Below are 13,294 nucleotides of genomic sequence, written 5' to 3'. Positions count from 1 at the left end.
GCGATTTAAATCGCCCCTACAGTTCCATCCGCAAAGAGGGCCGCTTCATGGATTCGCTATATCGCATCCGCTTCTCCGGCACGCTGATTCCGGGTCAGGAACCGCAGACCGTCGCGCGCCGCCTGACCGAAAAATTCCGCATGCCGGAGAAAACCGCCCACGAGCTGATCCAGCAGGGTGGCGGTCGCATCCTCAAGCAGAACCTCGACGCCGCCGCTGCCGAACGCTATCAGGCGGCGCTGACGGCGGTCGGCCTGGTGGCAGCCATCGAACCCCAGGACGCCTCCGGTACGCGGGAGTCAGAGTCACTGCTCGGCCCCCATTCCGCCTTGTCCAGCCCCCTTCCGGCCACACCTTCGCGGCGTCAAGACGCCTCCGCCGAACCGCCCCACCTGGCCCCCGGCAGCGGCTGGACCCGCTGTCCAAAATGCGGCGCCGCCGAGGTCTCCGAACTCACCGGGGTCTGCCAGGCATGCGGGATCGTGGTCGAACGCTATCTGGCAAATCGCGGCGGTGCCGCAACAACCGGCTCACAGCCCGCCGGTAATCGCAACGCGCACGCGCCAGCGGATCCGGTACGCCCCGCCCTCGATGCGGAAGACACCCTGCACCCGCCCCGCTCCGTTCCCGCCGGGCGCGGCTGGGGCTGGATCGCCGAGGCCTGGCCCCTGTTCAAAGACCGTCCCGGCGCCTGGATCGGCATGGTACTGCTGTGCTATCTGATCCTGATCGTGCTGAGTCTGGTGCCCCTGATCGGCGGACTCGCGACCACCGTCATCGGCCCCATGCTCACTGCCGGGCTCATGATCGGCGCGCATCTCCAGTTTCGCGGCGAGGGTTTCGCGGTCAGCCATCTCTTTGCCGGCTTCGCCACCCGCCCCGGCCCGCTGGCCCTGGTGGGTCTGGCCTATCTGCTCTTTGCCATCGGCATCGGACTGGTCATCTTCGGTCTCTTCATGGCGATGCTGGCGTCCGGCGGCATGGCGATGGACGCGGCCATGCTGGATCGGAACACCCTTGACCCGGAGACCATCGACTCCTTCGCCATGATGGGCCCGGCCTTCGCCCTGCCCGTCCTGGTCGCCATGCTGTTGAGCATCCCCCTGGCGATGGCCATGTTCTTCGCCCCGCTGCTGGTCGCACTCAACGACGTGCCCGTGCTGCAATCCTTCAAACTCAGCTTCATGGCCTGTCTGAAGAATCTCCTGCCCTTCCTGGTCTTCGGGCTCATTGCCCTGGTGATGATCTTGGTCGGCGCGCTGCCCCTGATGCTCGGCCTGCTCGTCGTCATGCCGCTCCTGACCATTGCCGTCTATCTGGCTTACCGGGACATCTTTTATCGCTGAGAAGCCAACCGACCGGGCGTCGTGACGACGCCCGACGGACCCCATCGACATGGCAGCCCTTTTTGGCTGCCCTCATCTCCCGCTCAATCGTCTTTCCGCTCCATGCCAACCATCCGCGCCGAAACCCAACACAACCCCGATGATCGCCGCCGTTTCGGCGGCATCGCCCGACTCCATGGCGAGGACGGTCGCGCCCGGCTGGCGGCGGCGCATGTCTGTATCGTCGGGATCGGCGGCGTCGGCTCCTGGGCGGCGGAAGGACTGGCGCGCAGCGGCGTCGGACATCTGACCCTGATCGACCTGGACCATGTCGCCGAATCCAATATCAACCGCCAGATTCAGGCCACCGACGCGACGCTCGGGCAGGCCAAGGTGGAGGCCATGCGCGAGCGTATCGCCAGCTACCATCCCGCCTGCATGGTGACGGTAATCGACGATTTCGTCACGCCGGAGAACGTCGCCGAACGGCTCAACGCGGGGTTCGACGCCGTGATCGATGCCATCGATTCAGTGCGCGCCAAGGTGGCGATGATCGCCTTCTGTCACCAAACCGGCATACCGGTTGTGACCTGCGGCGCAGCGGGCGGACAGCGCGACCCGACCCGGATCCGCATCGACGACCTGTCACGCACGATCCAGGATCCGCTGCTGGCGCGCGTGCGCAACCAGCTCCGCAAGAGCCACGGCTTTACCCGCGACCCCAAAAAGCGGTTCGGCATTGAGGCAGTGTTTTCCATCGAGCCGCTGTGCGTCCCGCCAGCCGCTACCATCTGCGACCTGCCACGGCCCGGACCTGCCGGACTCAACTGCGCCGGCTTCGGCTCAGTGATCACCGTCACCGCCAGCATGGGGCTGTTTGCCGCTGCGCGGGCGATGGGGGTCATCGTTTGATCCCAGCATTCAGCCTTGATCTGATCCGGCATTTTGAACCGCAAAGGCGCGAAGGATGCAAAGACCCGCAAGCGTTAACATTTTCGCTGCATTCGCGGCTGGATAATAATGGGATAATTAAACCTCCACATCCTGCGTAATCCTTGCGCCTTTGCGGTTCAAAATTTCCGTTTTACCTCACCGGAGATCTCATGAAAGTCCTCGTCACCGGCAGCGCCGGTTTCATCGGCTCGGCCCTGTCGCTGCGTCTCCTGGAACGGGGCGATACGGTGATCGGGATCGATAATCTCAACGATTATTACGATGTCAGCCTCAAACAGGCGCGGCTTGCCCGCACGGTAGAGCATCCGCGCTATCTGGATCTGCGGGTCGATATCGAGGATACCGAACGGCTGCATGCGGTCTTCGCTGAACATCGTCCCGAGCGGGTGGTCAATCTCGCGGCGCAGGCCGGGGTGCGTTACTCCATCGAGAATCCGATGGCCTATGTGCGGACCAATCTGGTCGGCTTCGCCAATATCCTGGAGGCCTGCCGGCATCACGGGGTCGGGAATCTGGTCTACGCCTCCAGCAGCTCGGTCTATGGCGCCAATACCGAGATGCCCTTTTCGGTCCATCACAATGTCGATCACCCGGTCAGCCTCTATGCCGCGAGCAAAAAGGCCAACGAGCTGATGGCGCACACCTACAGCCATCTCTACCGGCTGCCGACCACCGGGCTGCGTTTCTTCACTGTCTATGGCCCCTGGGGACGCCCGGACATGGCGCTCTTCAAGTTCACCCGCGCCATCCTCGCGGGCGAACCCATCGAGGTCTTCAATTACGGCAAACACCGGCGCGACTTCACCTATATCGATGACATCGTCGAAGGTATCATCCGGGTGCTGGATCAGGTGCCCGCAGGCAATCCGCACTGGTCAGGCGCCGCGCCCGACGCCGCGACCAGTCTCGCGCCCTACAAGCTCTACAACATCGGCAACAACAACCCGGTCGAGCTGATGGAATACATCGGCGTGCTGGAACAGTGTCTGGGCAAAAAGGCCGAGATGACCCTGCTGCCGCTGCAACCCGGCGATGTGCCCGACACCTTCGCCGATGTCAGCGACCTGACGCGGGATACCGGCTATCGGCCCGCTACCCCCGTGGCCGAGGGCGTGGCGCGGTTCGTCGCGTGGTATCGCGATTTCTATCGGGTTTGAGGCTCGATTTGCAGCGCCCTGAAGAGTGGTAACTGCTTCTCGGCGAAGTCGCTGGCCTGTGCGGTCAATTCAGCCAGATTGTCTTCGGGGCGCTCCAGTGTGCTGCCGTCCTTGATGATCCGCTGCCCCTGCGTGGCGAGGATCTGCCAGACGAATTGCGCCCAGTCGGCTGGCTGTTTGTGACCCTGCGTGCGGGCGAGCAGATAGAGCTGCTGAAAGCGCGGGACGGCGATGCCGCCACCGGTCACCGGACTGACCAGATAGCTCAACTCATTGCTGCCACGCGATTTGTTCATCAGATGCTGGTTGAGGCGGTCAGTCTGCTTGCGGGCCGGGCCGATCAGATGCTCATCCTGCGCGCCGGACAGTGCGCCAGCGCCGGCCAGCACCACGACCGCCTGCACCAACTGGACAAAATTGATTCCCTGCTCCCGCACCACCTGTTCGATCTGGCCCAGTGTCCTGACCTTGTGGTCACTCAAAGTGTCGAGGATAGGTTTGTAAACCGCCTCCTGCAGATTCGCCTCGCCCAGGCTGCCGGTGACCTTCAGCGCCACGTCAGCGCGCGGTTGCACAAGCACCAGCCGCAGCGCGCGCAGTGCCTCGGCCTGCTCCAGCGGATTCATCTGGCGCGCGCCCTTGACCCAGTAATCGCGGCGGAACTGTTGATTGACCATGAAGTCGCGCGCGGTCTGACGGAACATTGCATCCGGGATGTCTTTCAGCAGCGCCTGTTGCTCGGCGGTCAGATTGACGGCATCGATCTGATCGAGATAGTGCGCCGAACAGGCAAAGCCGAGCTTCGCCGGGGCCAGCCAGTCAGCCATTCTGGCGAAGGCCATCGGCTCCCAGTCGCGGTTGAAATACTCATGGGCCAGATAGTTGCGGTTCTGTTCCTTGATCTTTTTGATTCGCTCGGCTACCTGCGGGTTGGCGCGGCCATAGCCTGCGTTGGTCGCCAGCAGGCGTTCGGCGAAGTCGATGGCGGCATCGATCCGGCTGACGATGCCCTGACCTTCGGCCCCCAGTACGCGGGCGTGCTCGGTGAGCAGGTCGCGCATCGGCACCATCGCCGCCCAGCCCGGCTGGGTGTTGTAGCTGATATAGAAGACGCCACCCACTTTCAGTTTGCGCCGCACGAAATCGACGATAACCGCGCGGTTCTCGTCCGAAATCCAGCTCCAGATGCCATGCAGCCCGATGAAATCGAACTCGGGCAACTCCTCGCGCACACAGAATTCGGCAAAAGACTGATCGAAAAGCTGTGCACCAGCGTTAGTCACTCGGGCCAGTTCCTGCGCAAAGCCGGCCTGCGCGGGATTGAAATCGGTGCCATACCAGCTCACCGCGCTGCCCGCCGCATGCAGATTCACGCTCATGCCTTGTCCGAAACCGAGTTCACAGGCGGTGCCAACACCTGGAAAAATCAGTCCGGCATTGAGAAAAGCCAGTTTCAGCCGGAGCGGATTCAGCTCGGTGTAATAGCCATAGGTATAACCGATGTCGGCCACATAGCCGGCGGTCCAGTCAGTCATGATGTTTTCCGTTATGCGGTGTATGGGCGATGCCGGATGACAACTTTAAAACACAAACCGCTCAGGCTCCTGCGCCTTCTCAAGCGGCGGCACACAGGTCTCGAACAGCGCTTCACGGTGGAACCGGTCGCCAGCCAGACGGTTGACACGGACGGCGCTCATGGCGGGCGCTTCACCAAGCACACAGACCAGACGACCGCCGGTGGTCAGTTGCTCCTGGAGCATGGGCAGCGCGGCGTCGGTCGGCATGGAGCCGGTGAGCAGGATGGCGTCGAAGGGGCCGCCCTGGACCGGGCCGGTCAGACCGTCGCCGTCGCGGACCTCGATCCATTCGAGCTTGAACGCCGCAAAGCGGGCGCGGGCCTCATCCGCCAGATCCGTATCGATCTCGATGCTGATGATCCGGGCGCCGAGCCGGCTCAGACAGGCGGTGACATAGCCGGAACCGGTGCCGATCTCCAGAATCCGGTCGCCAGGCCGCACGTCGAGCGCCTGCAACAGCCGACCGACGATTTTGGGCGCGAGCATGCAGACCGTCGCGTTGAGCGGGATCTCAATGTCGGCATAGGCCAGCCCGCGATAGGCGTCAGGCACGAAGGCTTCACGCGGAATGTCGGCCATGATGTCCAGAACGCGGTCATCCAGCATGTCCCACGGACGAATCTGCTGCTGAACCATGTTGAAGCGTGCGCAATCAATGCTGCTTTCCATCTTGGCGGTGTCCCCCGATTGGTCTTTTATTTTTGGCAGTCAAGAAGCCTACTGAGTTTGGGTTCAGACGGCAATTCTTCAGTTTGATGTGAAGCGTCCATCTACTCCGCCACCTGCATGTAACCCCGGCTGCGCACGCCCTGCAACAGCGAATCGACGTCGTCAGTGGGCACGCCGAGCATCTGGAGCGCCTCGGCGCCCAGACGCAGACTGCTCTCGATAGCCTCCGGATAGGCGCGGGTCGCACCGGCGCGGATCAGACTGCCGCAGGCTTCCAGATCGCGGGCGCGGGCAATGACCGGGACATGCGGATAGGCGGCGCGGATGTGCGAGACGGCACGTAGCGCGGTCGATCCATGATCGATGGTGAGAATGACGAGCGCGGCGCTGCCGACCTGTGCGGCGGCGATGAGTTCCAGATCGCCGATGTCGCCGTAATAGACCGCCCGCCCGTCGCGTTCGCCGCGCTCGACATGCGCCGGATTGGTGTCGAAGGCGATGTACGGGATCTGGTTGACTTCGAGTAGGGTGGCGATGGTGTGTCCCACCCGTCCGTAACCGGCGACCACGACCCTGCCTTTGGGCGGGATGCCGGTCGCTTCATAGTCGAATGACATGGGCGTCGTCGCCCGTCGCTCGATCCGGCGCGCCAAGGCATCGCCAGCACGAACCAGCAGGGGCGTCAGCAGCATGCTGACCGAAATCACGCTGACGGCAATCACGAAGGTGGCCTCATCGATCACCCCCATGAGTTTGGCCGAGCCGAAGAGGACGAAGCCGAATTCGCCATTCTGAGCGAGCAGAAAGGCGACCCGGGTGGCGACCCCGCGCGGCAGGCCGAAAACCAGCGCGATGAGAAACAACAGCACCAGTTTGATGGTGAGAATCACCGCCACATGCTGGGCCAGCAGCAGGGGCTGTGCGGCGATGGCCGGGAGATCGATGGACATGCCGACCGCAACGAAAAAGAGGCTCATCAAGAGCCCTTTGAAGGGTTCGATATGGGCCTGGATCTGAAAGCTGAAACGCGAGGTCGAGAGCAGCATGCCCATCAGAAAGCCGCCCAGAGCCATCGACAGACCGGCCTTGTGCATGGCCCCGGCAGCGAGAAAGACGGCGAGCAGAACAACCAGGGCGAAGGCCTCGCGGTTGTTCTGGCGCAGCAGACGCTCCAGCGCAAAAGGAACCACATAGCGCCCGGACAGCACGACCAGACCCACCATGCCGAACACGATCAGGGTCTGTTGACCAAGCGGAACCATTGCGGATTGCGGCCCCAGCTTGGACAGGAGCGGCACCACGGCCAGCAGCGGCACCACGGCCAGATCCTGCATCAGGAGAATGGCAAAGGTGGCATTGCCATGACGGGTGGCGATGTCGCCACGCTCGTGCAGCAACTGCATCACCAGCGCAGTGGACGAGAGCGCCAGCGTCAGACCGATGAGCAGAGACGCCTGCCAGGATGATTGATAAAAATGGATATAGGCCGCAATGGCCCCGCCGCAGAGCAGGATCTGCGCGCTGCCCAGACCGAAGACCTCGCGCCGCAGCGCCCACAGCCGTTTGGGCTGCATCTCCAGACCGATCAGAAAAAGCAGCAGCACCACGCCCAGCTCGGTGAAATCACGCACATCCTCGACATGGGTGGTGACATAAGGCCCCGGCGAATGGGGGCCGACGGCGATGCCGGCCACCAGCAGACCGAGGATGGAACCCAGCCCCAGATGCTTGAACAGCGCCACGGAGATGGCCGCCGCCGTGAGCAGGATGATGGCTGAAAAAACGAAGCTGTTGAGTTCCATGGCGCGGAACTTTACCAAACTTCGCCACCGGCAGAACGCCGGACGCGCTAGGCCAGACAGGACTGCGCCATGGTCGCCAGATCGACCCGCGCGCGCAGCCGGCGGGAGAGCATGAAAGAGCCCATGAATTTACGGTGCAGGAAAAGCGTCTCGGCAGCCGGCGCGGTGCTGAAGGCACCGGAATGGAAGAGCGCGCGACCCTGGCGATAGACCCGCTCGAAGAGGTCCGAGACGGCGAAATCGTAATGACCGGGTGTGCGCAGCGGTTCGGCGGAGAGTTGCAGCAGATCGAGCATGGCCTCGACCTGCTCGGTCGGGTCGTCTGCGCCCATGTAGCCAATGGCGATCGACGCCGCGCGCAGACCCGCGCGATCACTGGCGATGGCGGCCTGAGCCAGTTGCCGGTACTGCCCGACCAGCCCCGGGGAGACTGAGCGGGTCGCTCCGAAGTCCAGCAGCACGATACGCCCGCTCGCGGCGTCATAGAGATAATTGGCGAAATTCGGATCGGTCTGGACCAGGGCGAACTCGAACAGCTCGCGCAGCGTCAGTCGCATCAGCAGGGTCGCCGCGCGATCCCGCTCGGCGCGCCGGTAGTCGGGTTCGGCCAGCCGGTCCACCGGCACTCCATCCGCGAAATCCATGGCGAGGATATTGCGGGTGGACAGATCGCGGTGGACGCCCGGAATGAAGAAATCGGGATCATCCCCGACCCAGACGCGATAGGCGTCCAGCGCCTCGGCCTCAGCCCCATAGTCCGCCTCGCGGTGGAGCTGACGACGGGCCTCGCCGAGAAAGGGCGCGATGTCCACCCCCGCCGGCGCCATGCCCAGGGTGCGGATCAGCAGCGACAGATTATAGAGATCGCTGTCGATGCTCTCGCGCACCCCCGGAAACTGGATCTTGAGCGCAAGCCGCCGTCCGTCGCGGGTCTCGGCCCGATGCACCTGACCGATGGAGGCCGAGGCGATGGGGCTGAACTCGAAGCGCCGGAAGGCGCGATCCCAGTCGGCGCCATATTCGTTCTCCAGCACCTGTGCAAGCTGGCTCATCGGCATGGGCGCGGCGCGGTCGCGCAGCCCGCTCATGATCTCGGCGGCTTCCGGGGTGAAGATGTCGGAGCCGTCCATCGACATGAGCTGCCCCATCTTCATCACCGCGCCGCGCATCCGCGCCAGCCGGTCGGCGAAGCGGCGCGTCTGCTCGGGCGAAAGCTGGATGCGAGCAGACTCTGCGCCACCGCGCTGGCGGACCATCTCGACGAGTCCCTTGAAACCGATTCCCGCCGCCAGATCGCCGGTCGCGCGCCCCAGATGCCAGAGACGGTTCAACCGCCCGCTGGGCACGGCGATTCCTTTGGGTGGGGTGGATTTTGACATGGGGTGGCGTCCTGAGTGATCGCTGTCGGGGCGGGCGGAAAATGAACCACGAAATGAGCGACGCAGATGGCGATGACCATGCAGAAAGGCAAGCCCGGCGGCGGATAAAGGCTCATGGATCAGAGGCGGATGAGGGCTTGTTAAAATCCACGATTGCTGTTAGTGGTCGCTGAGTCCATAATACTCGGTTACTTCTGCGAGTCTTCACCTGGGATGGCCCACTGGCCGCCCCCAGGCGCGCCCTTCTCTCTGTGAGGCCCCACTATGGACACCCCCGACACGAGTATCGGTTTCAGCGAACTCGGTCTTGCGCCCGTGATTGCGCAAACCGTCATCGATCTCGGTTATGAAACCCCGACCGCGATTCAAAGCCAGTGCATCCCGCACCTGATTGCCGGCCGCGACCTTTTGGGTCAGGCACAGACCGGCACCGGCAAGACCGCCGCCTTTGCCCTGCCGCTCCTCAGCCGCATCGATCCCGAGCTCAGACAGCCCCAGATTCTGGTGCTGACCCCGACCCGCGAACTGGCGCTCCAGGTCGCCGAGGCCTTTCAGGGCTACGCCAAAAATATCCCCGGATTCCACATCCTGCCCATCTATGGCGGACAGGGCTACGGACTTCAGCTCAGTCAGCTCAAGCGCAATCCGCAGGTGATCGTCGGCACGCCGGGGCGGGTGATGGACCACATCCGGCGCGGCACCCTGGCGCTCGACGGCATCAAGGCGCTGGTTCTCGACGAAGCCGACGAGATGCTCAACATGGGCTTCGCGGAAGATATCGACTGGATCTTCGACCAGGCCCCGAAAGAACGCCAGGTCGCACTCTTCTCGGCCACCATGCCGCCGGCCATCCGTCGTGTCGCCCAGGATCGTCTGGTCGATCCGGTCGAGATCCGCATCGTCTCGAATTCCGAGACCGTCGATACCATTGACCAGCATCATTGCATCGTCACCCGCTTCCACAAGCTCGACATCCTCACGCGCATCCTGGAACTGGAGCCGTTCGACGGCATGCTGATCTTCGTGCGCACCAAGAACGCCACCACCGAACTCGCGGACAAGCTCAAGGCCCACGGCTTTGCCGCCGAGCCGCTGAACGGCGACATGAATCAGGAAATGCGCGAGCGCACCGTCGAGCGTCTCAAGCAGGGCCAGTTGGACATCCTGGTCGCCACCGACGTGGCTGCGCGCGGGCTGGATGTCGAGCGTCTCAGCCATGTCGTCAACTACGACATCCCGACCGACCCCTCCGCTTATGTGCATCGCATCGGGCGCACCGGACGCGCGGGGCGTGCCGGACGCGCCATTCTGCTGGTCGAACCGCGCGAGCGCGGTCTGCTGCGCGCCATTGAGCGCACCATCCGCCGCGATGTCCCGGCGATGGAACCGCCCTCCGCCGCCGCCCTGAGCGAATCGCGCATCGACCGCTTTATTGCGGAAATCCGCAAGACGATGAGCGAACAGGATCTCGATTTCTTCTATCGTCTGCTGGCCCGCATCGGTCAGGAGCAGGAGATCGAGATGATGGACATCGCTGCTGCGCTCGCCTATCTGAATCAGCGTGAACGGCCGCTGAACGTCAAGGCCGATCCGCCGCCCCCGCCCCGGCGCGAATGGTCTGCCGAGCGCCCGCCGCGCAACGACAGCCGCAGTCGTGAGCGGGATCGCGGCGAGAGTCGGCCACGTCCGGAACGTGACGAGAGCCGCCCGCGTCAGGAGCGTGGTCCGGGCCGCGATCAGGGCGATCTGGCCAGCTACCGGATCGAGGTCGGTCACCGGCATGGCGCGACCCCGCGCGAGATCGTCGGCGCCATCGCCAACGAAGCCGGGCTCGAAGGCCGTTATATCGGTCGCATCGACATCCAGGACGATCATTCCATCGTCGATCTGCCCAAGGGTATGCCCCCGGAGATCGTCAATCATCTCAAGCGCGTTTTCGTGCGCGGTCAGGCGCTGCGTCTCTCGCCCGCCGATGGCGCCCCGCGATCGGCCTGGGAGCCGCGCCGGGACGCGCCTGCGCCGAGATTCAACCAGGCATCCGGACAGGATAAGCCAGCGCGCCCAGCAGGCGTGCGCCGCCAGATCGGGGATGGATCAGGCCCGCGTCGTGGTCCGCCGAGCAAGGATGTCAAGGGTTTCCGCAATGATCGCGGACCCAGTCGCAAACCGCGCGATTGAGTGACGCCATCCACCCGGCTTGTCGCCTTTGCGACAGACCGGGGGCGATGGACTGGCAGCAGGTTCCAGTATCTGAACCGCAAAGGCGCAAAGGACTCAAAGAAAAAACAGAGCTTTGCGTTCTTCGCGCCTTTGCGGTTCAAGCACTCTTTGAATATCAGGATGATGGATCGAACGAGTCGTCATCCGCCCCGGCACGCCTTGGCTTGATCTTTGCTGATTATTCCTGACGAACGATTCGCTCAGAGATAAAACAAAGATGTCAGTCCAACTCACAACGCTCGCCGCCGACCTCGCCCGTGGGGCGCTGGTTCCCTATCTCGGCCCCGGCGCGCTCGCCGGTGTCATCGATCCGGTCAATGGCGAAGCCATCCCCGCCGACAGCGACAGTCTCATCCTCGCCATGAATGGCGGCAAACCCATGTCGAAACGACTGATGTGGGAGTTTCCGCGCGCCGCCATGAATGTGGAACTCAAGCGCGGACGCAACGCGGTCCACCGTTTTCTGGAGACGACCTACGGCCAGCGCGTCTGGACCCGCTCATCCCTTCACGACTGGCTCAAAGCGCTCCGACCGGCCTATGTGATCGATATCAACCGCGACACCCAGCTTCAGGATTCCTACGCCGACATCCCGCACACCCTGGTGCGCGGCATCGCCCGCACCGGCGGTACGGATTACCGGTTTCGGATTCATGCCTACGACGGGACCGCCTATCACGAGGTGAATCAGGAAGAAGTGGATCCAAGCCTTCCGGTCCTGTTCAAGCCGATGGGCAGCCCACGTCCGGATGCCACCTATATCGCCTCCGATGCCGATTATGTGGACTACATCACCGAACTCATGGGCGGTTTCGCGATTCCGTCATTCCTCAAGACCTATCGTCCGGGCAAACGCTATCTCTTTCTCGGCCTCAGTCTGCGCCGCGACACCGAACGCATGGTGATGTCGGACATCGTCTTCGGCGCCGGCTCGCCGACAGGCTGGGCACTGATCCCCGAGCCGACCGACAAGGAGCGCCGTTTCTGCCGGAAAAAAGGGATTGAGATCATCGAAGCGGACATCCCGGACCTGCTCGCTGCGGCTGACATGGCTGACGCTTTAGGGCCATAATGGCGCCAGGCAAACCATGATCCGGGAGAGATAGACTCTGAACCCCATCATCGAGTTGATGCGCGGCATCGCCGCCTGGATGGTTTTAACGTCTCACTATTCTCACCTCATGACACCCAGCCCATCCCTGTTGCAGTTTCTGTGGACAGGGGTCGATCTCTTTTTTGTAATCAGCGGATTTGTCTTTGGCCCGGCCATCTTCGCCGGATCCTTTCCGATCAAGCCCTATTTGATCAAACGACTGTTTCGTATTTACCCGCTCTACCTTTTTTCGTTGCTACTCTATTTTCTGATCACGCCGGATCATCCCGACAAACCGCTTTATTTCGTCAAACATTTGCTGTTTCTAGGCACAACCAGTTCTGCGCAGGAAGCCTTTTTCTTCAACCCTGCCTATTGGAGTCTGCCAGTCGAAATCGAATATTATCTGCTGCTGCCAATCCTGGCCTGGATTGTGGTGCGATACGTGGCGGGGCTCTGGTGGATCCTGGCTCTTTTTCTCATCATTCGCTTCACCATCATCGCCGGCGCAACCCCTTTCTCGATACCTGAGCCAAATTTCCTTGGCATCCTGAAAATTCATATCCCCGGCATTCTGATCGAATTCCTGGTCGGAGTGGTGATTTATTGGTCATATCAACGATTCGGACTGACCGCGAGCCGGCATTGGTCACTTGCCGTGCTGGCTGGCGGACTGCTGCTCTGGACAGGGCTCGGTCTTTTTTTCATTGATCAAGGCGACCAGGGCATCAATAAGAATCTCTGGCTGCGGGCTTATTTCAGCTTTCTGTGCGCAGTCAGCTACGGACTCATTCTTTTTGGCTTGCTGACGCTCATTCGCGGGCAAAACGCCCTTTTTATTCTCGCTGCCGCCTTACTTGGTAATCTGAGTTATGGCGTCTATCTCTTTCATACGCTGATTCTCAGAATCCATGAAAGCACAGGCATCTCGATACCAGGACCAGTCGCTTATCTGCTTTGCGCGAGCGCCGTTCTGGTGTTGTCGGCCCTTGCCCATCATCTGATCGAAAAACCCGCGCGCGAATTCGGACGAGGCATCGCGCGGAAATGGTCGTGACCACAAAATCTCATCGTTTGCCTACCACAACACTGACTCGCCGGATCACAGGTGCCCGGTC

The 13,294-nt window shown here is 62.4% G+C and carries 11 protein-coding genes; 7 read left to right on the top strand and 4 right to left on the bottom strand.

Annotated elements, in window-relative coordinates; all coding sequences use genetic code 11:
• Positions 1-47 precede the first annotated feature (47 nt).
• The 3 genes from EDC35_RS04565 (at position 48) to EDC35_RS04555 (ending at position 3,436) form a co-directional block, all read left to right on the top strand.
• Positions 48-1,346, top strand: coding sequence for a BPSS1780 family membrane protein (locus EDC35_RS04565; RefSeq protein WP_132976056.1), 1,299 nt, complete (start codon positions 48-50; stop codon positions 1,344-1,346).
• Between the two features lie 102 nt (positions 1,347-1,448).
• Entirely contained in the window at positions 1,449-2,237 is a 789-nt protein-coding gene (locus tag EDC35_RS04560) for a tRNA threonylcarbamoyladenosine dehydratase (protein ID WP_132976055.1), read from the top strand.
• Positions 2,238-2,428: 191 nt separating this feature from the next.
• Positions 2,429-3,436: an NAD-dependent epimerase gene (locus EDC35_RS04555; protein ID WP_132976054.1), complete on the top strand. Its 1,008-nt coding sequence runs from the start codon at positions 2,429-2,431 to the stop codon at positions 3,434-3,436.
• On the opposite strand, the gene EDC35_RS04550 is transcribed toward EDC35_RS04555, so the two are convergent.
• From EDC35_RS04550 to EDC35_RS04535, 4 genes are all read right to left on the bottom strand, one after another.
• Positions 3,424-4,971: a class I SAM-dependent methyltransferase gene (locus EDC35_RS04550; protein WP_132976053.1), complete on the bottom strand. Its 1,548-nt coding sequence runs from the start codon at positions 4,969-4,971 to the stop codon at positions 3,424-3,426. The genes EDC35_RS04555 and EDC35_RS04550 overlap by 13 nt on opposite strands.
• Before the next feature lie 45 nt (positions 4,972-5,016).
• Entirely contained in the window at positions 5,017-5,682 is a 666-nt protein-coding gene (locus EDC35_RS04545) for a protein-L-isoaspartate O-methyltransferase family protein (protein ID WP_132976052.1), read from the bottom strand.
• 101 nt (positions 5,683-5,783) lie between these two features.
• Entirely contained in the window at positions 5,784-7,484 is a 1,701-nt protein-coding gene (locus EDC35_RS04540; protein WP_132976051.1) for a cation:proton antiporter domain-containing protein, read from the bottom strand.
• Between the two features lie 47 nt (positions 7,485-7,531).
• Positions 7,532-8,863, bottom strand: coding sequence for an ABC1 kinase family protein (locus EDC35_RS04535; RefSeq protein ID WP_132976050.1), 1,332 nt, complete (start codon positions 8,861-8,863; stop codon positions 7,532-7,534).
• Between the two features lie 264 nt (positions 8,864-9,127).
• On the opposite strand from EDC35_RS04535, the gene EDC35_RS04530 reads away from it, so the two are divergent.
• The 4 genes from EDC35_RS04530 to EDC35_RS04515 are packed head-to-tail and all read left to right on the top strand — an operon-like array spanning position 9,128 to position 13,233.
• Positions 9,128-11,041, top strand: a complete 1,914-nt coding sequence (locus EDC35_RS04530) for a DEAD/DEAH box helicase (RefSeq protein ID WP_132976049.1) — start codon at positions 9,128-9,130, stop codon at positions 11,039-11,041.
• A gap of 47 nt (positions 11,042-11,088) precedes the next feature.
• A complete protein-coding gene (locus EDC35_RS04525) occupies positions 11,089-11,271 on the top strand; it encodes a hypothetical protein (protein WP_132976048.1) in 183 nt (60 codons plus the stop codon).
• 29 nt (positions 11,272-11,300) lie between these two features.
• Complete coding sequence (locus tag EDC35_RS04520) at positions 11,301-12,155, top strand: SIR2 family protein (RefSeq protein WP_132976047.1); 855 nt, start codon at positions 11,301-11,303, stop codon at positions 12,153-12,155.
• A gap of 58 nt (positions 12,156-12,213) precedes the next feature.
• Entirely contained in the window at positions 12,214-13,233 is a 1,020-nt protein-coding gene (locus tag EDC35_RS04515; protein WP_132976046.1) for an acyltransferase family protein, read from the top strand.
• Positions 13,234-13,294 lie beyond the last annotated feature (61 nt).

It is taken from the genome of Thiobaca trueperi (assembly GCF_004342175.1).
In the GTDB taxonomy this organism is placed as follows: domain Bacteria; phylum Pseudomonadota; class Gammaproteobacteria; order Chromatiales; family Chromatiaceae; genus Thiobaca; species Thiobaca trueperi.
Note: the sequence above shows the minus strand (reverse complement) of the source record. Positions and strands in the feature narration are given on the sequence as shown.